Source organism: Curtobacterium sp. YC1 (genome assembly GCF_016267665.1).
In the GTDB taxonomy this organism is placed as follows: domain Bacteria; phylum Actinomycetota; class Actinomycetes; order Actinomycetales; family Microbacteriaceae; genus Curtobacterium.
In genome coordinates this window covers 1,109,394-1,132,442 of record NZ_CP066341.1, presented here as the reverse complement: position 1 = coordinate 1,132,442, position 23,049 = coordinate 1,109,394, and the positions used below count along the sequence as shown (strand labels likewise).

Annotated in this window: 23 protein-coding genes; 2 read left to right on the top strand and 21 right to left on the bottom strand. The window is 71.8% G+C overall.

Annotation, left to right across the window (positions count from 1 at the left end; all coding sequences use genetic code 11):
* Nucleotides 1-45 precede the first annotated feature (45 nt).
* From I8920_RS05435 to I8920_RS05365, 15 genes are all read right to left on the bottom strand, one after another.
* Nucleotides 46-567 carry a hypothetical protein gene (locus tag I8920_RS05435; RefSeq protein WP_198658130.1) on the bottom strand — a complete coding sequence of 174 codons (522 nt, stop codon included), beginning with the start codon at nt 565-567 and terminating at the stop codon, nt 46-48.
* A 125-nt stretch (nt 568-692) separates the two neighbouring features.
* Complete coding sequence (locus I8920_RS05430) at nt 693-1,319, bottom strand: hypothetical protein (protein WP_198658129.1); 627 nt, start codon at nt 1,317-1,319, stop codon at nt 693-695.
* 147 nt (nt 1,320-1,466) lie between these two features.
* Entirely contained in the window at nt 1,467-2,987 is a 1,521-nt protein-coding gene (gene der / locus I8920_RS05425) for a ribosome biogenesis GTPase Der (protein ID WP_198658128.1), read from the bottom strand.
* A gap of 143 nt (nt 2,988-3,130) precedes the next feature.
* The gene (gene cmk, locus I8920_RS05420) at nt 3,131-3,826 is read right to left on the bottom strand and encodes a (d)CMP kinase (protein ID WP_442873582.1); all 696 of its coding nucleotides are present in this window, start codon (nt 3,824-3,826) and stop codon (nt 3,131-3,133) included.
* A 206-nt stretch (nt 3,827-4,032) separates the two neighbouring features.
* Nucleotides 4,033-5,145 (bottom strand): prephenate dehydrogenase, encoded by a 1,113-nt coding sequence (locus I8920_RS05415; protein ID WP_198658126.1) that lies wholly within the window; start codon nt 5,143-5,145, stop codon nt 4,033-4,035.
* Nucleotides 5,146-5,203: 58 nt separating this feature from the next.
* Nucleotides 5,204-5,989, bottom strand: coding sequence for a pseudouridine synthase (locus I8920_RS16170; protein WP_232832865.1), 786 nt, complete (start codon nt 5,987-5,989; stop codon nt 5,204-5,206).
* Nucleotides 5,990-7,028: 1,039 nt separating this feature from the next.
* On the bottom strand, nt 7,029-7,715 hold the full coding sequence (gene scpB, locus I8920_RS05405; RefSeq protein WP_232832834.1) for an SMC-Scp complex subunit ScpB: 687 nt from the start codon (nt 7,713-7,715) through the stop codon (nt 7,029-7,031).
* A complete protein-coding gene (locus tag I8920_RS05400) occupies nt 7,705-8,508 on the bottom strand; it encodes a segregation and condensation protein A (protein WP_232832833.1) in 804 nt (267 codons plus the stop codon). The genes scpB and I8920_RS05400 overlap by 11 nt, the downstream gene beginning before the upstream one ends.
* Nucleotides 8,492-9,367 carry a ParA family protein gene (locus tag I8920_RS05395; RefSeq protein WP_198658124.1) on the bottom strand — a complete coding sequence of 292 codons (876 nt, stop codon included), beginning with the start codon at nt 9,365-9,367 and terminating at the stop codon, nt 8,492-8,494. The genes I8920_RS05400 and I8920_RS05395 overlap by 17 nt, the downstream gene beginning before the upstream one ends.
* Before the next feature lie 94 nt (nt 9,368-9,461).
* Complete coding sequence (locus tag I8920_RS05390; RefSeq protein WP_198658123.1) at nt 9,462-10,277, bottom strand: SseB family protein; 816 nt, start codon at nt 10,275-10,277, stop codon at nt 9,462-9,464.
* Nucleotides 10,278-10,281: 4 nt separating this feature from the next.
* Nucleotides 10,282-11,028, bottom strand: coding sequence for a bifunctional 1-(5-phosphoribosyl)-5-((5-phosphoribosylamino)methylideneamino)imidazole-4-carboxamide isomerase/phosphoribosylanthranilate isomerase PriA (gene priA / locus I8920_RS05385; RefSeq protein WP_198658122.1), 747 nt, complete (start codon nt 11,026-11,028; stop codon nt 10,282-10,284).
* A gap of 188 nt (nt 11,029-11,216) precedes the next feature.
* Complete coding sequence (gene hisH / locus I8920_RS05380; protein WP_198658121.1) at nt 11,217-11,855, bottom strand: imidazole glycerol phosphate synthase subunit HisH; 639 nt, start codon at nt 11,853-11,855, stop codon at nt 11,217-11,219.
* Nucleotides 11,852-12,454: an imidazoleglycerol-phosphate dehydratase HisB gene (gene hisB / locus I8920_RS05375; protein WP_198658120.1), complete on the bottom strand. Its 603-nt coding sequence runs from the start codon at nt 12,452-12,454 to the stop codon at nt 11,852-11,854. Before hisB ends, hisH begins: the two co-directional genes overlap by 4 nt.
* Nucleotides 12,451-13,557 (bottom strand): histidinol-phosphate transaminase, encoded by a 1,107-nt coding sequence (locus I8920_RS05370; RefSeq protein ID WP_198658119.1) that lies wholly within the window; start codon nt 13,555-13,557, stop codon nt 12,451-12,453. Before I8920_RS05370 ends, hisB begins: the two co-directional genes overlap by 4 nt.
* A gap of 65 nt (nt 13,558-13,622) precedes the next feature.
* Nucleotides 13,623-14,000, bottom strand: coding sequence for a LysM peptidoglycan-binding domain-containing protein (locus tag I8920_RS05365; RefSeq protein ID WP_198658118.1), 378 nt, complete (start codon nt 13,998-14,000; stop codon nt 13,623-13,625).
* A gap of 235 nt (nt 14,001-14,235) precedes the next feature.
* Here I8920_RS05365 and lexA point away from each other — a divergent pair, with 235 nt between their 5' ends.
* Nucleotides 14,236-14,880, top strand: a complete 645-nt coding sequence (lexA, locus tag I8920_RS05360) for a transcriptional repressor LexA (RefSeq protein ID WP_198658117.1) — start codon at nt 14,236-14,238, stop codon at nt 14,878-14,880.
* Nucleotides 14,881-15,078: 198 nt separating this feature from the next.
* Here lexA and hflX read toward each other — a convergent pair whose 3' ends face one another.
* Nucleotides 15,079-16,620: a GTPase HflX gene (hflX, locus tag I8920_RS05355; protein ID WP_198658116.1), complete on the bottom strand. Its 1,542-nt coding sequence runs from the start codon at nt 16,618-16,620 to the stop codon at nt 15,079-15,081.
* Nucleotides 16,621-16,681: 61 nt separating this feature from the next.
* Between hflX and I8920_RS05350 the strand changes: the two genes are divergently transcribed.
* Complete coding sequence (locus I8920_RS05350; RefSeq protein ID WP_198658115.1) at nt 16,682-17,293, top strand: class I SAM-dependent methyltransferase; 612 nt, start codon at nt 16,682-16,684, stop codon at nt 17,291-17,293.
* Nucleotides 17,294-17,470: 177 nt separating this feature from the next.
* On the opposite strand, the gene dapF is transcribed toward I8920_RS05350, so the two are convergent.
* From dapF to recA, 5 genes are read right to left on the bottom strand one after another with little or no spacing between them, the layout of a single operon-like run.
* Nucleotides 17,471-18,361: a diaminopimelate epimerase gene (gene dapF, locus I8920_RS05345; RefSeq protein WP_198658114.1), complete on the bottom strand. Its 891-nt coding sequence runs from the start codon at nt 18,359-18,361 to the stop codon at nt 17,471-17,473.
* Entirely contained in the window at nt 18,358-19,314 is a 957-nt protein-coding gene (gene miaA, locus I8920_RS05340) for a tRNA (adenosine(37)-N6)-dimethylallyltransferase MiaA (protein ID WP_198658113.1), read from the bottom strand. Before miaA ends, dapF begins: the two co-directional genes overlap by 4 nt.
* On the bottom strand, nt 19,301-20,794 hold the full coding sequence (miaB, locus tag I8920_RS05335; RefSeq protein ID WP_198658112.1) for a tRNA (N6-isopentenyl adenosine(37)-C2)-methylthiotransferase MiaB: 1,494 nt from the start codon (nt 20,792-20,794) through the stop codon (nt 19,301-19,303). Before miaB ends, miaA begins: the two co-directional genes overlap by 14 nt.
* A 26-nt stretch (nt 20,795-20,820) precedes the next feature.
* Nucleotides 20,821-21,810, bottom strand: coding sequence for a regulatory protein RecX (locus I8920_RS05330; protein WP_198658111.1), 990 nt, complete (start codon nt 21,808-21,810; stop codon nt 20,821-20,823).
* The gene (gene recA, locus I8920_RS05325) at nt 21,807-22,868 is read right to left on the bottom strand and encodes a recombinase RecA (RefSeq protein WP_198658110.1); all 1,062 of its coding nucleotides are present in this window, start codon (nt 22,866-22,868) and stop codon (nt 21,807-21,809) included. The genes I8920_RS05330 and recA overlap by 4 nt, the downstream gene beginning before the upstream one ends.
* Nucleotides 22,869-23,049: the final 181 nt, after the last annotated feature.

The window sequence follows — 23,049 nt, the reverse complement described above, 5'->3', positions numbered from 1 at the left end:
CGGGGCGACACGGGTGCTCTCGATGCAACCCCGTGGACGGGTCGGCTACCGCCGCACGGGCTTGGGGAAGGTGGCGCGCATGTGGTCCGACGTGAGCACGTCACCGATGCCGACCATGAGCACCGAGAACACGATCTGCTCCAGGACCATCCAGAACGGGTAGAGCCCGGGGATCGCGGCGACGACGAGCGTCACGATCGGGAAGATGCGGCTGAACAACCGCATGCGCTGGTAGGCCCAGTAGTACCCGACCTGCGCACGCCAGGCGAAGACGTAGAGCGTCAAGGTGATGAGCAGCACGACCGTGGCGCGGAACCAGACGGCCCACGGCACGGTCTGACCGGCGTGTGTGAGCAGGACCGCGATCACCACGGCGGCGGCCCCGACGACGGTCTCGGCGACGAGCAGCCACCGGATCCACCGGAAGGAGCGCACGGTGTCGGGGTGGTCGAGCATGTCCTCGCGGATGACGTACCCGCCCTGTCGCCCGCCGGCAAGCCGGTCCAGGCGCAGTCGGCACCAGATGCGGTCGGCGAGCACACCGAGTCCGTCGTTCTGCTGCGTCACGAGTCCATGGTGCCGCATCCCGAGGGCGGTGGCGGACGCGGCGGGCACCCCCACCGACGCCGAACGACAGCGTCGACGTCGTACGACCACGACGATGTCGTCCGGGGTCGGCCAGCGCACGCCGCTCAGCCGGCCGGGAGGAGTGCCGCGCCGCCCAGCACGGTGCCGGTCCCGGCGTCGAGCAGGACGAGGGAGCGGACCTCGTCGGGCAGCTCCCACGGGTCAGCGAGCACGACGGTCAGTCCCTGTTCGACCCCGTCGGCCTGGAACAGCGCGAACGACTCCCCGGCCGGGGTCCACATCGGCTTCGTCCCACCGCGGACCGTCCCCGCGGAGAGCACCACGTCGACCGGCCCGCCCACTCCGGTCTCCAGGTGGTCGATCTGCACGGCCAGCGTCTCGTCGTCGGTGCTCCCGGCGATCCGGACGTGTCCCGACGAATCCGCTCCGATGCCGACGATGTCACCGGCGACCGGCGGGACGCGGAGCCACCACGGGTCGATCGGCGAGTCGTCGACGGGACGGACTGGCTCCGGCTCGACCGGGTCCCCGAGGCCGTTGGCGGGTCGCAGCCCGACACCCGGCGACCGCGCCGGCTCGGAGTCGATCGGGTCGGCGCGGGTGACCGTGTCGTCGTGGACGGGCTCGTGCGAGACCGTCCAGAGGGACACCGAACCCACGACGACCACGGCGACGAGGCCGCTCACCAGGGCGAGCCGACGTCGCTCCGCTGCCCACCGCCCGATCCGCACGCCCTCATGATGCCGCACCGATGCGCCGGACCGGCTGCGGGCCTCCAGACCGCGCACGGACCGGAGAGCGACGTGCACCGCGCCCCGCGCAGAGACGCAGAACGCGCCCCGACGGATCGGGGCGCGTTCTGTGTGACAGGGGTGGGCTCAGCGCTTCCGGCGCTCGCGCACCCGCATGTTGACGTTGATCGGGGTGCCGGAGAAGCCCCAGACCTCGCGGAGACGACGGGTGATGAACCGTCGGTACTGCGGGTCGAGGAACGCCGACGTGAAGAGCACGAACGTCGGCGGCTGGCTCGACGCCTGGGTCCCGAACAGGATGCGGGGCTGCTTGCCACCGCGCACGGGGTGCGGGTGCTCCTGCACGAGCTCGGCGATGAAGGCGTTGACCTTGCCGGTCGGGATGCGGGTGTCCCACGATTCGAGGGCGGTCTCGAGCGCCGGCACCAGCTTCTCGAGGTGACGACCGGTGCGGGCCGAGATGTTCACGCGCGGGGCCCAGGCGACGTGCGCCAGGTCCTGCTCGATCTCGCGCTCCAGGTAGCGGCGACGGTCGTCGTCCAGCAGGTCCCACTTGTTGTACGCCAGCACGAGCGCACGGCCCGACTCGAGCACGAGGTCGATGATGCGCAGGTCCTGCACGGACACCGGCTCGGTGACGTCGAGGACGACGACGGCGACCTCGGCCTTCTCGAGCGCGGCGGTGGTGCGGAGCGACGCGTAGAAGTCCGCGCCCTGCTGCAGGTGCACGCGCTTGCGGATGCCGGCGGTGTCGACGAAGCGCCACACCTTGCCGCCGAGCTCGATCTGCTCGTCCACCGGGTCGCGGGTGGTGCCGGCGAGGTCGTTCACGACGACGCGCTCCTCACCGGCGGCCTTGTTGAGCAGCGAGCTCTTGCCGACGTTCGGGCGCCCCAGGATGGCCACGCGACGGGGACCGCCGACCTCCTGCTTGGCGACGGCCGAGGTGTCGGGCAGCGTCGTGATGATGAGGTCGAGCAGGTCCGCGACGCCGCGGCCGTGCAGCGCGGAGACCGGGTGCGGCTCGCCGAGGCCCAGGTTCCAGAGCTCGTAGGCGTCGAGGTCGCGGCGGTCGTCGTCGGACTTGTTCGCGACGACGATGACCGGGCGGTCGGTGCCGCGGAGCATCTTCACGACGTGCTCGTCCGTGGCGGTGATGCCCACCGTGACGTCGACGACGAAGAGCACGGCGTCGGCCAGGTCGATCGCGACCTCGGCCTGCGCGGCGACGGAGGCGTTGATGCCCTCGGCGCCGGGCTCCCACCCGCCGGTGTCGACCAGGGTGAAGCGCTTGTCGTTCCACTCCGCCTTGTAGCTGACACGGTCGCGGGTGACGCCGGGGACGTCCTGCACGACGGCCTCACGGCGGCCGAGGATGCGGTTGACCAGAGCGGACTTGCCGACGTTCGGGCGGCCGACGATCGCGAGCACCGGGTAGGCCGGCAGGTAGTGCAGGCCGTCCTCGCCGACCTGGCCTGCTTCGAGCAGGGCGAGGTCCTCGTCCTCGAGGTCGTACTCCTCGAGCCCGGCGCGGAGCGCGGTGGCGCGCTGCTCGGCCTCGTCCTCGTCGAGCCCGGCGAGCCGTGCGCCCAGGGCGTCGTCGTACTCGGGGAAGTCGTCGTTGTCGGGGTTGTCCTGCTGAGCCATCTTGGGTTCCTCGCGAGCGGCCGGGGCCGCGGTGTCGGTGGCCGTTCCCGGCCGGGCCGGAGTCCGGCCGTGGTGACCGGATGGCCGAGGCCGTCCGGTCTGCGTCAGTGCGTCACCGGATGGCCGAGGCCGTCCGGTCTGCGTCAGTGCGTGGCCGCGCGGGCCAGGTCGACGACCGCCTGCACGGTCTGGTCGAAGTCGAGGTCGGTGGAGTCGAGCGTCGTGACGCCGTCAGCAGCGTTCATGAAGTCGACGACCTTCGCGTCCGCCGCGTCGCGACGAGCGAGTGCTGCGGAGGTCTCGGCGGCCGACTGGGTCGTGACCTCTGCCGAGCGTCGGGCCATTCTAACGGACTCGTCGGCCGTCAGCAGGATCCGCACCTCGGCGTCCGGGGCGACCACCGTGGTGATGTCCCGTCCCTCGGTGATGATCCCGGGGGCGTCGGTCTTCCGCATCACGTTCCGGAACAGCTGCACCAGGCGCTTCCGCACGTCCGGGAGCTTCGCGATGTGGGCCACCGCGCCGGTGACGTCGGGGGTGCGGATCGCTTCGGTGACGTCGGTCTCCCCCACCGTCACGTAGTAGTCGTCGGGGTCGGTGCCGATCGCGTAGTCGAAGGTGTCCCAGCTCGCCAGGACCGCCGCGGCGTCGTCGAGGTCGACCCGCTGCTGCAGGGCGTGCCAGGCGAGGGCACGGTAGGCGGCGCCGGTGTCCTGGTAGCCGTAGCCCAGGACACGGGCGGCGGCACGGGACACGCTCGACTTGCCGCTGCCGGCGGGACCGTCGACCGCGATGACGATCTTCGCCACGTAGGCGCCGTCGGCCAGGCCGGACGGCACGGGGGCGCTGGTCGAGCCCGGCTCGCCGCCCGGTTCACCGAGACCACCGGCGGGACCGCCGAGCGGGCCGCCGTCGCCGCCGGAGCCGTCACCCGGGCCGCCGAGCGGACCGCCGGCACCGGTACCGGGCGTCGGCAGGCCGGAGTCGGGACCGTCGGGTCCCCCGGTCACACCCGAGTCGTGCGTCGCTGCGTTCGTGTCGTCGTTCAGGCCCATGCTGCTGCGATCCTCCATCCGCGCCCCTCGAGTTCCTCGACGAGTCGCTGTTCCTGCTCGGGCAGCACCGACACCTCGACGATGCCGATCTGCGCGCCCGGTGAGTGCTCGAGGCGCATGTCCTCGAGGTTGATCCCGATCTCCCCGATGAACGTCAGGAGCGCGGCGATCTGCCCGGGGGTGTCGTCGACGAGGACGACCACCTGGGCGAAGCGCTTGGTGGTGCCGTGCTTGCCCGGCAGCCGTTCGACGCCGCGGTTGCCGTCGGCGATGGTCTCCGCGATGGTGCGCGGGGCGCCCGCAGCCTCGGGATCCCCCAGTGCGTCGATCACCCGGGACAGGTCGTCGCGCAGGTCGGTGAGCACCGGACGGATGTGCCCGGCGTTGGCGCCGATGATCTGCACCCACAGCCCAGGGTCGCTCGCGGCGATGCGGGTCACGTCACGGACACCGCCGCCGGCCAGACCGAGGGAGCCGTCCGGGGCGTCGCGCAGCCGGGACGCCATGAGCGTCGACACGATCTGCGGCGCGTGCGAGACGTAGGCGACCGCCAGGTCGTGCGACTCCGGCTCCATCGGCACCACGGTGGCGCCGACGTCGAGCGCCAGGTCCTCGACCACGGCGGCTCGCTGGTACGTGATGGCGTCGTGCCCGGCGATCACCCACGGGCGTCCGACGAACAGGTCGGCGCGGGCGGCGGTCGGGCCGCTGCGCTCCCGCCCCGCCATGGGGTGTGACCCGATGTAGCGGGTGACGTCCGCTCCCGCAGCCACCAGGGCAGCGAGCGGCCCGGACTTCACGCTCGCGACGTCCGTCACGACGGCGTCCGGGTGGGCGGCGAGCTCGCGCTCGACGACGGTCGCGACGACGTCCGGCGGCACCGCGACGACGACGAGCTCCGGCTGGTCGCCGGCAGCGGGTCGACGCCCGGCGCCGTAGTCGACGGCGAGCGCCAACGCTGCGGGTGAGACGTCGTCGAGGACGACGTCCACGCCCTTCTCGCGCAGGGCCAGCCCGATCGAGGCACCGAGGAGCCCGGCACCCACGACCCGGACCGGACCGCGCAGACGGCGGTTGATGTCGGTCGTGGTCAGGTCGGTCACCGGGCAAGCCTACCGAGCGAGGCCCGGGCGTCGGTCGATGCCCGGGCCTCGGGGTCGGTCAGTCCGCCGACTCGTCCTCGTACTCGTCGTCCTGGTCGAGGGCGACGTCGCGGTCGTCACGCGCGGACGGCTTCGCGTCACGGACGGTGCTGAGCAGCTTGCCGACCTCGACCGTCCCCAGCTCGCGCATCTTGCCTGGCGGCAGGCTGCCCAGGTGCAGCGGCCCGAACGACCGGCGGACGAGTTCGAGGACCGGGTGGTCGACGGCCTCGAGCATGCGGCGGACGATGCGGTTGCGCCCGGAGTGCAGCGTGATCTCGACGAGCGACTCCCCCCGCGAGGACTCGAGCAGCCGCACCTTGTCGGCCTTGATCGGCCCGTCCTCGAGCTCGACGCCCTCGGTCAGGCGCTGCACCACGGCCGGGTTCACGTTGCCGTGCACCTTCGCGATGTACGTCTTCTGCACGCCGAACGACGGGTGCGCCAGCACGTGCGCCAGGTCGCCGTCGTTCGTCAGGACGAGCAGCCCGGACGTCTCGGTGTCGAGCCGGCCGACGTTGAACAGGCGCTCCTCGTAGCGGTCCACGAACTCGGTCAGGTCGCGGCGACCGCGCTCGTCCTGCAGGCTCGAGACGACACCCGTCGGCTTGTTGAGCACGATGTACCGCCGCGACGAGTCGATCTGCACCGGCACGCCGTCGACGGCGATCGCGTCGGTCTCGGGGTCGACGCGACGCCCGAGGGCGTCGACGACCTCGCCGTTGACCGTCACGCGGCCCTCGACGATCAGGTTCTCCGCGACGCGACGGGATGCCACGCCCGCAGCGGCGATCACCTTCTGCAGGCGCTCGCCATCGGCCTGGAGGCCCGGATCGCCCCCGGCGGACGGGCTTCCGTCGGTCGCGTCCCAGTCCTCGATGATCGGCCGTTCGGGCGTGCCCTCGGCCGGGCGGCCGCGGTCGTCGCGCTGGCCGCTCGGCTTCGGCGTCGTGCGGTCGCTGTTGCGCACGCTCGTGGTGCCGCCGACGTAGCGACGGCCGTTGTGCCAGACGCGGCTCTGCTGCCCGTCGGGGCCGCGGTCGTCACGGCTCCGGGCGTCGCGGCGGTCGTCGCGCCCGCGGTCGGCACGGCGGTCGTCGTCGCGGCGGACGTACCCGCCGCGGTCGTCGCGGCGCCGGTCGTCGTCACGCCCGACGAAGCGGCCACGGCTGTCGCCGCGGTCGTCGCGCGGGGCCGAGGAGCGGTCGTCGCGACCGCGGTACCCACCGCGGTCGTCACGCGGAGCCGCGTTGCCGCGGTATCCGCCACGGTCGCCGCCACCAGCGCGGTCGTCACGGCCGCGGTACCCACCACGGTCGTCGCGGGGCGCGGAGCTGCCGCGGTCGTCGCGACCCCGGTACCCGCCACGGTCGTCGCGCGGGGCGGAGTTGCCCCGGTAGCCGCCACGGTCGTCACGCGGCGCCGCGCTCCCGCGGTCGTCGCGACCCCGGTAGCCACCACGGTCGTCACGCGGCGCGGAGCTGCCCCGGTACCCACCACGGTCGCCACCACCGGCACGGTCGTCACGACCCCGGTACCCGCCACGATCGTCACGGGGCGCTGAGCCCCCACGGTCGTCACGACCCCGGTAGCCACCACGGTCGCCACCACCGGCGCGGTCGTCCCGCGACGGGTACCCGCCCCGGCGGTCGTCGTCACGCGGTGGGCGTGCGCCCCCGCGGTCGTCGCGACCGTACCCACGGTCGTCGCGACCGGTCCCGCCGGAGCGGCCACCGGCACCGGAGCCGGCCCCGCCGCGTCCGCCGGCCGGGCGGCCGGAGCGATCCGGGCCTCCCGATCGTCCGTTGCGGTCGTCTCGGTCTCGGGGCGTGCGCCCCCGGTCGTCAAACCCGGCCATCGGGGATCCCTTCCTTCTGCTCGAAGCCGTCCGCACCGTCGTCCAGCAGGGGCGAGATGAGCGGCAGCTCGTCGAGCGAGTTGATGCCGAGCTGCTGCAGGAGCAGATCGGACGTGACGTAGTTGATGGCGCCGGTCTCGGCGTCGGTGAACGACTCCTCGATCAGACCGCGCGCGACCAGGGTTCGGACGACACCGTCGACGTTGACGGCGCGGATCGAGGCGATCTGTGATCGGGTGATCGGCTGCTTGTAGGCGACGACCGCGAGGGTCTCGAGGGCGGCCTGCGACAGGCGCGATGGACGCTCCGCCTCGACGAACTGCTCGACCACCGGGTCGAGGTCCTGGCGGACGTAGAAGCGCCAGCCACCGCCGACCTCGCGCAGTTCGAAGCCACGGCGGACCGTGCCGTCGACACCGTCGAAGTCGGCGACCAGGCGCTCGACCGCCTGGCGGACGGCGGGGACGGGCGCGCCGACGGCGGCACCGAGGGCGACGAGCGACTGCGGCTCGTCGGCGATCATCAGGATGGCCTCGAGCTGACGGTCGATCGGGATCGCGGTCGGTTCGTGCACGGCGCGGTCGTGGATCTCTTGCTCGATCGCGCGGGCGTCGGCCATCTCGTCGGCACCGCCGGGTTCGGCGCTGGAGACGTCGTGCACGTCATCCGTCATAGTCGGCTCCCAGGTTCGCGAGGCTCTCGTCGGACCAGTCCTCGGCGGTCCACCGCAGTGTCAGCTCCCCGAGCGGCTCGAGCTGCTCGAACGAGATCGACGCGTTCCGGTACAGCTCGAGGATCGCGAGGAAGCGAGCCACAACGATACCCGTCTGGTCGACACCCGCCACCAGTTCCCGGAACGAGACCCCCTCGCCCTGGCGTGTGCGCAGGATCGACACGACGATCGCGGCCTGCTCGCGGATGCTGATGAGCGGCGCGTGCAGGTGGTCGAGCCCGACCGTGGGGATCTCCCGCGGAGCGAACGCCAGCGTCGCCAGCGCGGCGAAGTCCTGCACCGACAGGGTCCAGACGAGCTCCGGGGTCCGGGCACGGAACCGCTCCTCGAGCCGGACCCTGCGACTGTGGCGGCGGGACTCGACGCCCCACCGCTCCCCGAACCACTCGGCCGCCTGCTTGAACGCCCGGTACTGCAGCAGCCGGGCGAACAGCAGGTCGCGTGCCTCGAGCAGGGCGACGTCCTCGGCGTCGACGAGCTCGCCCTGGGGCAGCAGGCCGACGATCTTCAGGTCGAGCAGGGTCGCGGCCACGACCAGGAACTCGCTCGCCTCGTCGAGTTCGTCGGCGGACTCCGCCTGGCGCACGTACTGGATGAACTCCCCCGTCACGGCGCCGAGCGAGACCTCGGTGATGTCGAGCTCGTGCTTCGTGATGAGCGACAGCAGCAGGTCGAACGGCCCGTCGAAGTTGGCGAGCCGGACCCGGAACCCCGCGTCAGGCGACGGCGCCACGCTGGACGAGCTCTCGTGCGAGCTGCCGGTAGGCGTGGGCGGCAGGGTGTTCCGGCGCGGTCTGCGTGATCGGCCGCGCGGACACGGTGGCGTCCGGGAACTTGACGGTCCGGCCGATGACGGTGTCGAGCACGCGGTCGTCGAAGGTGTCGACGACGCGCTCCATGACCTCGCGGGAGTGCAGCGTGCGCGAGTCGTACATGGTCGCCAGGATGCCGTCGAGCTTGAGGGCGGGGTTGAGCCGGTCGCGCACCTTGTCGATCGTCTCGATGAGCAGGGCGACACCGCGCAGCGCGAAGAACTCGCACTCGAGCGGGATGAGCACGCCGTGCGCCGCGGTCAGGGCGTTCACGGTGAGCAGGCCGAGCGACGGCTGGCAGTCGACCAGGATCACGTCGTAGTCGTTCGCGACCTTGCGGAGCACGCTCGCCAGGATCTGCTCGCGGGCGACCTCGTTGACCAGGTGCACCTCGGCCGCGGACAGGTCGATGTTCGCCGGGATGACGTCGAGCCCCGGGGTGTTCGTCGGCTGGATGACCTGGTTCGGGTCCTTCACGGAGCCCATCAGCAGGTCGTAGACGGTGTGGATGTCGTGCGTGCGGACACCGAGGCCGGCGGACAGGGCGCCCTGCGGGTCGAAGTCGACGGCCAGGACCTTCCGGCCGTACTCCGCGAGCGCCGCACCCAGGTTGATCGCCGTCGTGGTCTTGCCGACGCCGCCCTTCTGGTTGCAGAGCGCGATGATGCGGGCGGGTCCGGTGCTGTCGAGTTCCTCGGGCACGGGGAACACCCGGACGGGACGCCCCGTCGGACCGTGGGTGGTCGCGCCGGTGGGGTTGGTCGTCGGGTTCGTGCTCACCCGGCCATCGTACCGGCGACGCCCCGCCGGCCCTGGTCGCACCGCCGCACCGACCGCAGCCGGTCTCGGGGACGCCGGCGGTGCCTCCAGACCGTCAGGCGGGGCGCAGCGCGACCCGCATGCTGTCCACCCGGTCCGCGACGACGGCGTCCGTCGTCCACCGTGCCTGCAGTCGTCCGACCAGAGCCTGCACGTCCGCCTGGTCGAGTCCCGGCAGCAGGGCGAGCCCGACGGTGAGCTCCGGCCCGGCGAACCGGCCGACCGGGTCTCCCGCGGCGAGTTCGACCCGGGCGACGCTGGGCTCCCCCTCGACCGAGGCGGCGAAGGCCTGCGCGACCTCGGGGTCCTCGAAGCACGGGGTCCACGGCAGGTCCTGCCCGAGCGCCCACACCGCCGGTCGGCGCAGCACGAACTCGGTGGGCGACTTCGGGTCGAGCACGACGAGCTGCGTGTCCTCGCTCGCCGCGGCCATCGCCACCCGGCGGGACTCCACCGGCACGGGCCGGGCGTCCGCGTCCCACGCGTGCATGGCGTCGACCGAGGTGAACGCCGGCATGACGCTGCGCCCGTCCGGACCCGCGACCGTCACGATCGACAGCTCCTGCGTCTTGTCGACGAGCTTGCCCGCGTCGGTCTCCCCCAGGTCGCCGGCCTCGGCGATGAGCGGGATGAGCAGCCGGGCGCTGCGGAGGGCCGCGACGACCGCCGCCTGGGACGCTCCGCCCGACAGCCCCTGGATCGCGGCGACGACGTCGGGGTCGGCGAGCCCGTCGTCGTCGGCGAACGCGGTGTCGTGGTGGTCGAAGGTGCGACCCTCCCACGCGAAGCCCGCCGAGTCGGCAGCGCCGCCCGGGGTGTGGGCGTCGTCGGGCTCCGGCCCGGCGCCGCGGCCGTTCGAGATGCCCGACACGGCGCTAGTCCGACGCGACGTCGAGCGCGGCCGGCAGCGTGAACGCTCCGGAGTACAGCGCCTTGCCGATGATCGCGCCCTCGAGCCCGAACGGCACGAGCTCGCGCAGGGCACGGAGGTCGTCGAGGGTGGAGATCCCGCCGGACGCCACCACGGGCTGGTCGGTCCGGTCGCACACCTGGCGGAGCAGCTCGACGTTCGGCCCCTGCAGCGTCCCGTCCTTCGTGACGTCGGTCACCACGTACCGGGCGCACCCGGCGGCTTCCAGCCGGTCGAGGACCTCCCACAGGTCACCGGCGTCCTCGGTCCAGCCGCGGCTCGCGAGGGTGGTCCCGCGGACGTCCAGCCCGACGGCGATCTGCTCGCCGTACTCACCGATCACCCGCGCCGCCCAGCCCGGGTTCTCGAGGGCCGCGGTGCCCAGGTTGACGCGTGCGGCACCGGTCGCCAGCGCCGCCTCGAGCGAGGCGTCGTCGCGGATGCCGCCGGACAGCTCGACGGAGACGCCCTCGACCTCGCGGATCGCGTGCGCGATCACCTTGCGGTTGTCGCCGCGGCCGAACGCTGCGTCGAGGTCGACGAGGTGGATCCACTCGGCACCCTGGTCGCGCCAGGTGCGGGCAGCGGCGACGGGGTCGCCGTAGCCGGTCTCGCTGCCGGCCTCGCCCTGGGTGAGGCGCACGGCCTGGCCGTCGACGACGTCGACGGCGGGCAGCAGGACGAGGGGCGCGGTGTCGGTGAGGTCGTTCATGGTCCTGTCGGTTTCGTTGCGGCCGGTCGGCCTGGTGCTGTGGGGCTGTCGACGGTCGGCTTGCGGTGCTCGGCTGCCGGCTTGCGGCTGTCGGTGCGGTTGTCGGCTGTCGGCCTGCGGTGCTCTGCTGTCGGCCTGGAGGCGCGGCGTGCGTCCGGCGCGGTCGTCGCGTGCGTCGCCGGCCGGGTTCAGAGCGAGCGCACCCAGTTGGCGAGCAGGCGGATGCCCGGCTCGCCGGACTTCTCGGGGTGGAACTGGGTGGCGGTGAGCGGCCCGTTCTCGACCGCCGCGAGGAACGGCTGACCGTGCTCGGCCCAGGTCAGGCGGGGCGCGCGGAACGGCCCGTACGCCTCGAGCGGGAACTCGGTCACCCCGTACGAGTGCACGAAGTAGAAGCGCTCGTCGCGCAGCCCCTCGAACAGCACGGAGTCCTCGGGGGCCTGCACGGTGTTCCAGCCCATGTGCGGCAGGACGTCGGCCTGGATCTCCTGGACGGTGCCCGGCCACTGTCCGAGCCCCTCGACGTCGGCACCACGCTCGATGCCGCGGGAGAACAGCACCTGCATCCCGACGCAGATGCCGAGCACGGGCCGACCGCCTGCGAGTCGGTGGTCGACGATCTCGCCGCCCTGCACCCCTTCGAGCTGGTCGATCACCGCGGCGAACGCGCCGACACCGGGGACGAGCAGGCCGTCAGCCTTGAGCGCCGCCTGCTTGTCCGAGGTCAGGGTGACCTCGGCGCCGGCGCGCTCCAGTGCCTTGGCCGCGGAGTGGACGTTGCCCGACCCGTAGTCGAGGACGACGACGTTCGGCTTGGCGGCGGTCACAGTGCGCCCTTCGTGGAGGGGATGCCGTCGACGCGCGGGTCCAGCTCGACCGCCCTGCGCATGGCACGTGCGAACGCCTTGAACTCGGCCTCGGCGATGTGGTGGGGGTCGCGACCCTCGAGCACGCGGACGTGCACGGTGATGCCAGCGTTGAACGTCATCGCCTCGAACACGTGGCGGACCATCGACCCGGTGAAGTGTCCGCCGATGCGGTGGAACTCGAAGCCGGCGGGCTCGCCGGAGTGCACCAGGAACGGCCGTCCGGAGACGTCGACGACCGCCTGGGCCAGCGCCTCGTCGAGAGGCACGAGCGCGTCGCCGTACCGGCCGATGCCGGAGCGGTCACCGAGGGCCTGCTTGATCGCCTGGCCGAGCACGATCCCGGTGTCCTCGACCGTGTGGTGCACGTCGATGTCGGTGTCACCCGTCGAGTGCACCCGCAGGTCGATCAGCGAGTGCTTGCTGAACGCCGTCAGCATGTGGTCGAAGAACGGGACGGAGGTCGAGATCGACGACGTCCCGGTGCCGTCCAGGTCGAGCTCGAGCTCGACGCTCGATTCGCTCGTCCGGCGGCTGATCGAGGCGGTGCGGGCGGTCATGCCTCAACCCTAACCGGCGGCTGGACGGCGGCGACCTGCCGCATGGCGTCGAGGAACGCGGTGGTCTCCTCCTCGGTGCCCGCGCTCACGCGCAGGTGGTTGGGGATGCCGAGGTCGCGGACGATGACGTCGTGCTCGAGCAGCGCCTCGAACGCGGCGTTCGGGTCGGCGACGCCGCCGAACAGCACGAAGTTCGACCACGTCTCGTAGGTGCGGTACCCCATCGCCCGCAGCTCGACGACCATGCGGTCGCGCTGCCCCTTGATGTCGTCGACCATCGCGAGCATCTCGGGGGCGTGGCGCAGCGCGGCGATCGCGGCGGCCTGGGTGAGGGCGGACAGGTGGTAGGGCAGGCGCACGAGTCGGACCGCGTCGATGACGGCAGGGTGAGCGGCCATGTACCCGACGCGGGCACCGGCGAAGGCGAACGCCTTGCTCATCGTCCGGGAGACGACGAGCCGCTCACGCCCGGGCAGCAGGGAGATCGCACTGGGGGCGTCGCTCGGCATGAACTCGGCGTATGCCTCGTCGACCATGACGATGCCCTCGGTGGCGTCGTACGCGGCCGCGATGGTCTCGAGCTCGAGCGGGGTACCCGTCGGGTTGTTCGGCCCGCACAGGAACACGATGTCCGGCTGGTGCTCACGGACCGCGGCCACCACGGTCTCGGGCGAGATGCGGAAGGCGTCGTCGCGCTGTGCAGGGATCCACGTGGTGCCGGTGCCGGACGCCAGGATCGAGTGCATCGAGTACGTGGGCGGGAACCCGAGCACGGACCGCCCCGGGCCACCGAAGGCCTGCAACAGCTGCTGCAGGACCTCGTTCGACCCGTTCGCGGCCCAGAGCTGATCCGCACCGAGCCCGTGCCCGAGGTAGTCGGCCAGGGACTGGCGCAGCTCCGTGAACTCGCGGTCCGGGTAGCGGTTCACGGTCAGCAGCGCGTGCCGGATGGACTCGACGATGTCATCGGCCACGTCCGCCGGGACGGGATGCGTGTTCTCGTTGACGTTCAGCTGGACGCGCACGTGCTTCTGCGGAGCGCCGTACGGGCTCTGACCGCGCAGGTCGTCTCGGATCGGGAGGTCTTCGAGCGTGAATGCCACCGAACCATCGTAGGCCGCTGCACTCCGGCGACGACCAGCCGTCTGGACGGGAGTGCCCGTCGTGGCTACTCGCCTGCCGAGTACTGCGCCGGGATGGCGATCTGCTCGCCGGCCTGCAGCGCGGAGCTGTCCAGCGCGTTCAGGCTCACGACGTCCTGCACGAAGTCGCGCGGGTCAGCGTTCGGTGCGGTCTCTTCCGCGAGCTGCCACAGCGTCTCGCCGGGCTGGATCGTCACGGTCTCGAAGGTGGTGCGGGACCCACCGGCGCTGGCGTCGCCGGCGGACGCCTGCCCGCCGTTCAGGACGCCGAGGGCGACGACGATGAGCAGGGGGATCGCGGCGAGCGTCGTGAAGACGATGCGGCCGCGACGCGTGAGACGCAGGCGGGTACGCACGGCGGGCGCCGCGGGGCGCTGGATGTCAGCGAGGGCGATGGTGCTCATGTCGTTCTTGCCTTCCCGTTCGGTGAACCGAAGTCGCGTACCGAACATAGTTTCGAATCAGGCGGCGCACAAGTCCCAGGGAAGGATTTGTGCGGGGATTTCTTGCGACACGCTCGAACAGGTGTTTGTCCGCGGTTGCCCGGTCGGATACTGTTTCGATCGACTGGGACAAGTCAAACGGGGACCACCGACATTCCCGCCACGACCGCTCCAGCACCGACGAAAGCGAGACGACGTGGTGGACGAACTGCGGGGCCAGAAGCCGCTGACGGCGAAGCAGCAGGCGATCCTCGACGCGATCCGAGCGTCGATCGCATCGCGGGGCTACCCGCCGAGCATGCGGGAGATCGGTGACGCCGCCGGACTGTCGTCGCTGTCGAGCGTCTCGCACCAGCTCGGACAGCTCGAGCTCGGCGGGTGGATCCGACGCGACCCGAACCGCCCCCGCGCCCTCGAGGTGCTGGTCGACGAGCCCTCGTCGGACGCCGACGCACCGGACGTCGACGCCACCACGCTCGTACCGCTGGTCGGCCGGATCGCCGCCGGTGTCCCGATCACCGCCGAGCAGCACGTGGACGAGATCGTGCCGCTCCCCCGCCAGCTCGTCGGCACGGGTGACCTCTTCATGCTCAAGGTCGTCGGTGAGTCGATGATCGACGCGGCGATCTGCGACGGCGACTGGGTGGTCGTGCGGTCACAGCAGACAGCCGAGAACGGGGACATCGTCGCGGCCATGCTCGACGAAGAGGCAACCGTGAAGGTGTTCCGTCAGCGCGACGGGCACACGTGGCTGCTGCCGCGCAACACCGCGTTCGAGCCGATCCTCGGTGACGCGGCCTCGGTGCTCGGCAAGGTCGTCGCGGTCCTGCGCTCCCTCTGACCAGTCACACGGGTCTCCCGGTGCTCTGGGCCTGCCGGGCGAGACGCCGGCGTCCCCGCGAGACACCGCCTGCACGACGAAACGCCGCCGGATCCGGCGGCGTTTCGTGTGTTCGGGGGCGTCTCGGGAAGCCGACGGTGTCCTGCGGACCGGTGACGGGCCTCCAGGCCGCGCGGCAGCGTCTGCCGGAGCCGCGGGTCAGACGGACGGGACCGGCGTGACCAGGAACGGCTCGAGCTCGGCGACCTGCCGCTGGAAGACCCGGACGTGCAGGCGCGTGCCGTCCTCGACGTAGTCGACGGACTCCACCGAACCGGCGTCGTGCAGCGACGACACCAGGTCACCGCGGTCGTAGGGCACCACGATGGTCAGGTCGACGTCGGGCTCCGGCAGGCGGTCCTCGATGACGCGGAGGAGCTCCGGGATGCCCTCGCCGGTGCGCGCCGAGACGAACACCGCGTCCGGCACGAGCCCGATGAGCACCAGCCGCTGGGCGTCGTCGATCAGGTCGGCCTTGTTGAAGACGACGATCTCCGGCAGGTCCCCCGCACCGACGTCGCCGATGACCTCGCGCACCGTCGAGAGCTGTGCGCCGGGGTCGGGGTGCGAGCCGTCCACGACGTGGACGATGACGTCGGCGTCGCCGACCTCCTCGAGGGTGGAGCGGAACGCCTCGACCAGCTGGTGCGGCAGGTTGCGCACGAACCCGACGGTGTCGACGAACGTGAACTCCCGCCCCTTGGCGCTCTCGGTCCGGCGGACGGTGGCGTCCAGCGTCGCGAACAGCTGGTTCTGCACGAGCACGCCGGCGCTCGTCAGGCGGTTGAGCAACGAGGACTTGCCCGCGTTCGTGTAGCCCGCGATGGCGACGCTCGGCACCTCGTTGCGGTTGCGCTCGGCGCGCTTGGCCTCGCGCGCAGGGGCGAACCCGGCGATCTGCCGACGGAGCTTGGCCATGCGCGTGTGGATCTTGCGGCGGTCGAGCTCCATCTTCGTCTCACCGGGACCGCGCGACCCCATGCCCGCACCGCCGGAGACCTGACCACCGGCCTGTCGGGACATCGACTCACCCCAACCGCGCAGTCGCGGCAGCAGGTACTGGAGCTGGGCGAGCTCGACCTGGGCCTTGCCCTCGCGGGTCTTCGCGTGCTGGCTGAAGATGTCGAGGATCACGGCGGTGCGGTCGATCACCTTCACCTTCACGACGTCCTCCAGCGCACGACGCTGCGAGGGGGCGAGTTCGGTGTCGGCGATGACCGTGTCGGCGCCGGTGGCCTTGACGACCATCGCGAGTTCCTGGGCCTTGCCCTTGCCGAGGTAGGTGGCCGGGTCGGGGTTCGGTCGGCGCTGCAGGAGCCCGTCGAGCACCACGGCGCCCGCGGTCTCGGCCAGTGCCGCCAGCTCGCGGAGGGAGTTCTCGGCGTCCGAGGCATCGCCCTGGGGGTACACGCCGATGAGGACGACCTGCTCGAGCCGCAGCTGGCGGTACTCGACCTCGGTGACGTCCTCGAGCTCGGTGGAGAGGCCCGTGACACGACGCAGTGCCGCTCGGTCCTCACGGTCGTACTGGTCGCCGTCGCCGTCCCAGCCGCGGTCGTCGACCGAGCGGGTCTGGATGGCCTGGGCGGGCGCGAAGATGGACGATGCTGCGCGCTGGTCCGCGTTGCGCAGCACCCGTTCGACGACACCTTCTGCGCTGTCGTCGGTGGACTGGTGGTTCTCCTGATGGGTATCCGTCATGCTGTGCTCAGGGTACCGCCGCGGCCCCTCGGACACACGGGGGTGACGGTACGGTTCTTCCATGGCGAACGACCACTACTTCTCCGCGAACCCGTCGTCCGAGACACGCGAACGCGAGATCACGGTCACCCTCGCCGATCGCCCCCTCACGCTCACCACCGCCGCGGGGGTGTTCAGCCCGGACGGCATCGACCGCGGCACGAAGGTCCTGCTCGGGTCCGTGCCGGCCCCGGCGAGCAACGGTGCGCTGCTCGACATCGGCTGCGGCTGGGGTCCGATCGCGATCACCATGGCCCTGCAGTCCCCCGACGCCCGGGTGTGGGGCGTCGACGTCAACGAGCGGGTGCTCGGGCTCGCGCGCGCGAACGCCGCCGCCGCCGGGGCCGCCAACGTCACCGTCGCCCTGCCGTCGGACGTCCCCGCCGACCTTCGCTTCCGGACGATCTGGTCGAACCCCCCGATCCGTGTCGGCAAGGACGAGCTCCACGAGATCCTGCTCACCTGGCTGCCGCGGCTCGAGGTCGGGGGCGAGGCCTGGCTCGTGGTGTCGAAGGACCTGGGTGGCGACTCGCTGCAGAAGTGGCTCGTCGGGGCGCTCGGCGAGGGGTTCGCGGTCGACCGGGTGTCGACCGCCAAGGGGTTCCGCGTGATCCGGGTGGTGCGCTCGGCGTAGGCGCCGGCGCTGCGCGGCGCCCGCTCGCGCCGCGGTCGCTCGCGCGACGGCCGCTCGCGCGACGCCGCGGTCGTTGTGCTTCGTGAGCACGAATGGTCGAGTCGCCACGGCGCACCCGACCATTGCTGCTCACGAAGTGCGTGAACGACCCACGAACGAGCAGCCCGCCCGCCCGCGTCAGACCGTCAGGTCGCCCGAGAACACCAGCTCGGCCGGCCCGGACAGCGACACGTGCTCGCCGTCCTCGGTCGCCGTCATCCGCACGGTCAGCAGCCCGCCCGGCACACGCACCCGCCAGGTGTCCGGCGCCCCCGCGCCCACCCAGTACCGCGTGGCGAGGGCCGCGGCCACCGCGCCGGTCCCGCACGACAGGGTCTCCCCGCTGCCCCGCTCGTGCACGCGCATCGTGATCACGCCGACGCCGTCCTCGATCAGCGGGTCCCCCGGAAGCACGAACTCCACGTTGGCACCGTGCGCCGGCGCCGGGTCGAGCACCGGCAGGAACGTCAGGTCGAGGTCGGCGAGCTCGTCCTCGGTCTCGACCGCGACGACCACGTGCGGGTTGCCGACGTCGATGCCGATGCCCGGTCGCGCGCCGTCGAGGTTCTTCGCCCGCACGAGCACGTCGTCCGATCCGCCGCCCTCGATGCCCAGGCTCCAGCGGCCGAGGTCGGCGGCGAACCCGTTCGTGGTGCGCCGGATGTCGACCAGGCCCTTGCGGCTGCCGACGGTGAGCGTCTCGCCGGGCGCCAGGTCGACCAGCCCCGATTCGGTCAGGTACCGCGCGAACACACGGATGCCGTTGCCGCACATCTCCGCGACCGTGCCGTCGGCGTTGTGGTAGTCCATGAACCAGGTCGCCTCGGGCTCGACGGACACGAGCGCGCGCCCCTCGGGGATCGCCTCGGAGCGCACCGCGCGGATCACGCCGTCACCACCGACGCCGAACCGGCGGTCGGCGATCGCGCGGATCCGCTCCGGGGTCAGGTCGACGACGGCGTCGGGGTCGGCGAACAGGACGAAGTCGTTGCCGGTCCCCTGGCCCTTGGTGAAGTGCAGCTCGGTCACGGCACGATCCTACGGGCCAGCTCCGACAGGTCGCCGGGGTCCGCCCCCGTGACGTCGAGCGTCTCGGCGTCGGCGTAGCGCCGGAACCACGACACCTGCCGACGCGCGTACTTGCGCGTGGCCACGCCCGTCGCCTCGACGGCTTGGTCGACCGTCGACGTGCCGGCGAGCACCTCGAGCGCCTGCGAGTAGCCGATCGCACCGCGGGCGGTGCGCCCCTGCTCCAGTCCGCGGTCGCGGAGGGCCGCGACCTCGTCGACCAGCCCGGCCGCGAACATCCGCGCGGCCCGCTCGTGCAGGGCCGGCACCAGCTGGTCGCGGTCGCGACGCAGGTGCAGGATGCGGGACGGTCGCCATGCGCGGGGCGCGCCCGGGAGGCTCGGGGTCACCACCTCGGATCGACTCGCGATCTCGAGTGCCCGGATCAACCGCCGTGGGTTGCGTGCGTCGATCGTCGCGGCGGCCGCCGGGTCGAGGGCGCGCAGCCGTTCGAGCAGGATGCCCGGGCCGAGCTCGTCGTGCTCCTGCTCGAGCCGCGCCCGGAGCACCGGGTCCGTACCGGGGAACGCCAGGTCGAACAGCACCGCGGAGACGTACAGGCCGCTGCCCCCGACGAGCACCGCCACGCCCCCGTCCGCCTGGATCCGTTCGACGTCGGCCCTAGCGGCGACCTGGTACGCGGCAACGCTCGCCTCGTCGGTGACGTCGAGCACGTCGAGCTGGTGGTGCGGGATGCCCCGTCGTTCCTCGAGCGGCAGCTTGGCCGTCCCGATGTCCATGCCGCGGTACAGCTGCATGGCGTCGGCGTTGACGATGGCTGCGCTGCGACCCGCGGCGCGCAGGCGCTCGGCGATCGCGATGCCGAGGTCGGACTTGCCGGTGCCCGTCGCCCCGACGACCGCGATCAGGTCGGCGGAGCTCCCTGCGGCCGGCGTCGGATCAGCGGCCGACACGGAGCGTGGGCAGCCCGAGCGAGACCGGGCGCGGGCCGTCGCCGGCCGTCGCGGGTGTCGGGACGCCACAGCTCTCCGCCTCGGCACGGTCCCAGGCGTCGCCGGCACGCGTGCGGCGGATGCGCAGCGGACCGTCGTTGTCGGCGATCAGGAAGTGCGGAGCGGCACGGGTGACCTCCACCGTGACGACGTCGCCTGGGCGCGGGACCGCGGACCCGGCCGGCACCGCGAAGTGCACGAGCCGGGAGTCCTCTGCGCGGCCGGACAGCCGGCGCGTGGCGTCGTCCTTCTTGCCCTCGCCCGTGGCGACCAGCACCTCGACGCTCCGGCCGACCTGCCGGGCGTTCTCCTCTGCGGTGATCCGCTCCTGCAGCGCGACCAGCCGCTCGTACCGTTCCTGCACGACCTGCTTCGGCAGCTGGTCGTCCATCGTGGCGGCCGGGGTGCCAGGTCGGATGGAGTACTGGAACGTGAAGGCGGAGGCGAACCGCGCCTGCTCGACGACCCGCAGGGTGTCGGCGAAGTCGGCCTCGGTCTCGCCGGGGAAGCCCACGATGATGTCCGTCGAGATGGCCGCGTGCGGGATCTTCGCGCGGACGCGGTCGAGGATCCCGAGGAACCGCTCGCTGCGGTAGCTGCGACGCATCGCCTTGAGCACGCGGTCCGAGCCGGACTGCAGCGGCATGTGCAGCTGCGGCATGACGTTCGGCGTCTCGGCCATGGCGTCGATGACGTCGTCGGTGAACGCCGCGGGGTGCGGGCTCGTGAACCGGACGCGCTCGAGCCCCTCGATCGTCCCCGTGGCCCGCAGCAGCTTGCTGAAGGCCTGTCGGTCGCCGAACTCGACGCCGTAGGAGTTGACGTTCTGCCCGAGCAGCGTGACCTCGATCGCACCGTCGTCGACGAGCGCCTGCACCTCGGCCAGGACGTCCCCGGGACGGCGGTCCTTCTCCTTGCCGCGCAGCGAGGGGACGATGCAGAACGTGCACGTGTTGTTGCACCCGACCGAGATCGACACCCAGCCGCTGTGCGTGGACTCACGCTTGGTCGGCAGTGTCGACGGGAACACGTCGAGGGCCTCGAGGATCTCGATCTGCGCCTCGTCGTTGTGTCGGGCCCGCTCGAGCAGCGTCGGCAACGACCCCATGTTGTGCGTGCCGAAGACGACGTCGACCCACGGCGCCTTCTCGAGGATGACGTTCTTGTCCTTCTGCGCCAGGCACCCGCCGACGGCGATCTGCATGCCCGGGTGCTCGCGCTTGATGCCGGCGAGCTGCCCGAGGTTGCCGTAGAGCCGGTTGTCGGCGTTCTCGCGCACCGCACACGTGTTGATGACGACCACGTCGGCCTGCTCGCCGTCGGCAGCGGCGTAGCCCGCGGCCTGCAGCGAGCCGCTCAGCCGCTCGGAGTCGTGCACGTTCATCTGGCACCCGTAGGTGCGGACTTCGTAGGTGCGGGGGCGCGCTGCGACGGTGGCCATGGTCGTCCCAGTGTAGGTCGGAGCGGCTACTCGAACCGGACGGTGCCACCGCCGGGTCGCGGTCGTTTCCCGCCGCCGTCGAGGGCACGCTCCACGGCGATCCGGACGACGCCCGAGCTGTAGCCCTTGCGCATCAGGAAGCCGGACAGTCGCCGTTCCGCGGTCGCACGGTCCAGCCCGCGCATCTGCTGCGCACGCTTGTCGGCGAGCTCCTGCGCGCGGAGGAACTCGTCGTCCTCGTCGTCGGCGGCCTCGTCGAGCGCCGTGTCGATCGCGGCCTGGTCGATGCCCCGTCGGCGGAGCTCCGTGACGACGCCCTGTCGCCCGAGGCCCTTGCGGGCGTGCAGGCGGTCGACCAGGTCGGTGGCCAGGGCCACGTCGTCGAGGAGCCCGACGCGGGTCAGTCGTGCGATCTCGTGCTCGACGACGTCGGGGTCCAGGTCCTGCTGCAGGAGCAGCGTGCGCATCTCCGACTCGCTCACGCCCTTGCGTCCGAGCGCCCGCATGCTCAGGCGTTCGGCGTCGGCGCGCTGCTCGTCGAGCGGACGAGGGGCGTCAGCCGGGTCGATCTCCTCGCCACCGGCGATGGAGAACACCGAGGCGGTCTTCGCGTCCGCGGTCGCGGAGTCGTAGCCATCCTGCTCGGCACGGGCTGCGCGACCGGAGCCGTCTCCGATGACGGGCGACACCCACGCGGCCTCGCTCCGGGTGCCGTGCAGGGGAACCGGGGAGTCGGCGTCGAAGGGCGCATCGGTCTGCTCGGACCCGGGAACGTACCAGCCGTCCGCACCCTGCGGTTCGTCCGCCGATGCCGGAGACGCGGGCGGAACCGGCGAGACCGGCCGCATCGGTCGCACCGGCGCAGGCTGGGTCACGGGAGCGGGCGGCGTCACCGGCGCCGATGGGGAGTCCGAGCCGGTCGAGCTCGGTGGCGTCGCCGGCGCACGACGACGGGACCTCGCACCGAACAGGTCGGTGACCGGTGCGAGGCCCTCGTCGTCGTGGTCGGTGCTCACGCGCCCTTGCGCTCCGCGAGCTTCGGCGCGATCGACTCGACTGCGGCGTCCTCGGCCTTGGCCCCACCGACGCCGAGCTTGGCGAGGATCTTGCCCTCGATCTCAGCAGCGATCTCGGGGTTCTGGATCAGGAACGAACGCGAGTTCTCCTTGCCCTGCCCGAGCTGGTCGCCGTCGTAGGTGTACCAGGCACCCGACTTCTTCACGATGCCGTGGTCGACACCGAAGTCGAGCAGCGAGCCCTCTCGCGAGATGCCGACGCCGTACAGGATGTCGAACTCGGCCTGCTTGAAGGGCGGGGCCATCTTGTTCTTGACCACCTTGACGCGCGTGCGGTTCCCCACCGCGTCGGTGCCGCTCTTGAGCGTCTCGATGCGACGGATGTCCAGTCGGACGGACGCGTAGAACTTCAGCGCCTTACCGCCCGAGGTCGTCTCGGGTGAACCGAAGAACACACCGATCTTCTCGCGCAGCTGGTTGATGAAGATCATCGTGGTCTGCGTCTGGTTCAGGCCACCCGCGAGCTTGCGGAGGGCCTGGGACATCAGGCGGGCCTGCAGACCGACGTGCGAGTCGCCCATCTCGCCCTCGATCTCGGCGCGGGGCACGAGCGCCGCGACCGAGTCGACCACGATGAGGTCGATCGAGCCGGACCGGACCAGCATGTCCGCGATCTCGAGTGCCTGCTCCGCGGTGTCGGGCTGCGACACGAGCAGGGCGTCGATGTCGACGCCGAGCTTCTTGGCGTACTCGGGGTCGAGCGCGTGCTCGGCGTCGATGAACGCCGCGATGCCGCCGGCGCGCTGCGCGTTGGCGATGGCGTGGATCGTGAGGGTCGTCTTACCCGACGACTCCGGGCCGTAGATCTCGACGATGCGGCCGCGGGGAAGGCCGCCGATGCCGAGCGCGACGTCCAGCGCGACGGAACCGGTCTGGATGACGTTGACGGGTGCGCGGTCGTCCGACCCGAGGCGCATGATCGCACCCTTGCCGAACTGCCTGTCGATCTGTGCGAGTGCGGTCTCGAGGGCCTTCTCGCGGTCTGCCGGTGATGGCATGGGGTGCTCCTTCGTGCTCGATGTCGGCCGCCTGTAGGCTGTCGCGTCCGCTCCCGCCGATGGTGCAAGGCCGGTGGTTCTGCGACAAGGCTTCGGGCTGTTCCCGTTGCTTCGAACCTAGGGCGGGCCACCGACATCACTGCCGACGACCGCGCGATCTGTGGATGAAGACTCCGGACAG

What these genes read in the sequence shown, in the direction of transcription:
- hisB (WP_198658120.1), bottom strand. Translation starts at nt 12,454, where the DNA reads ATGACCGCCCGCACCGCCTCGATCAGCCGCCGGACGAGCGAATCGAGC.
- I8920_RS05350 (WP_198658115.1), top strand. Translation starts at nt 16,682, where the DNA reads ATGGCGAACGACCACTACTTCTCCGCGAACCCGTCGTCCGAGACACGC.
- miaB (WP_198658112.1), bottom strand. Translation starts at nt 20,794, where the DNA reads ATGGCCACCGTCGCAGCGCGCCCCCGCACCTACGAAGTCCGCACCTAC.
- recA (WP_198658110.1), bottom strand. Translation starts at nt 22,868, where the DNA reads ATGCCATCACCGGCAGACCGCGAGAAGGCCCTCGAGACCGCACTCGCA.
- der (WP_198658128.1), bottom strand. Translation starts at nt 2,987, where the DNA reads ATGGCTCAGCAGGACAACCCCGACAACGACGACTTCCCCGAGTACGAC.
- scpB (WP_232832834.1), bottom strand. Translation starts at nt 7,715, where the DNA reads ATGACGGATGACGTGCACGACGTCTCCAGCGCCGAACCCGGCGGTGCC.
- hflX (WP_198658116.1), bottom strand. Translation starts at nt 16,620, where the DNA reads ATGACGGATACCCATCAGGAGAACCACCAGTCCACCGACGACAGCGCA.
- priA (WP_198658122.1), bottom strand. Translation starts at nt 11,028, where the DNA reads ATGAACGACCTCACCGACACCGCGCCCCTCGTCCTGCTGCCCGCCGTC.
- I8920_RS05365 (WP_198658118.1), bottom strand. Translation starts at nt 14,000, where the DNA reads ATGAGCACCATCGCCCTCGCTGACATCCAGCGCCCCGCGGCGCCCGCC.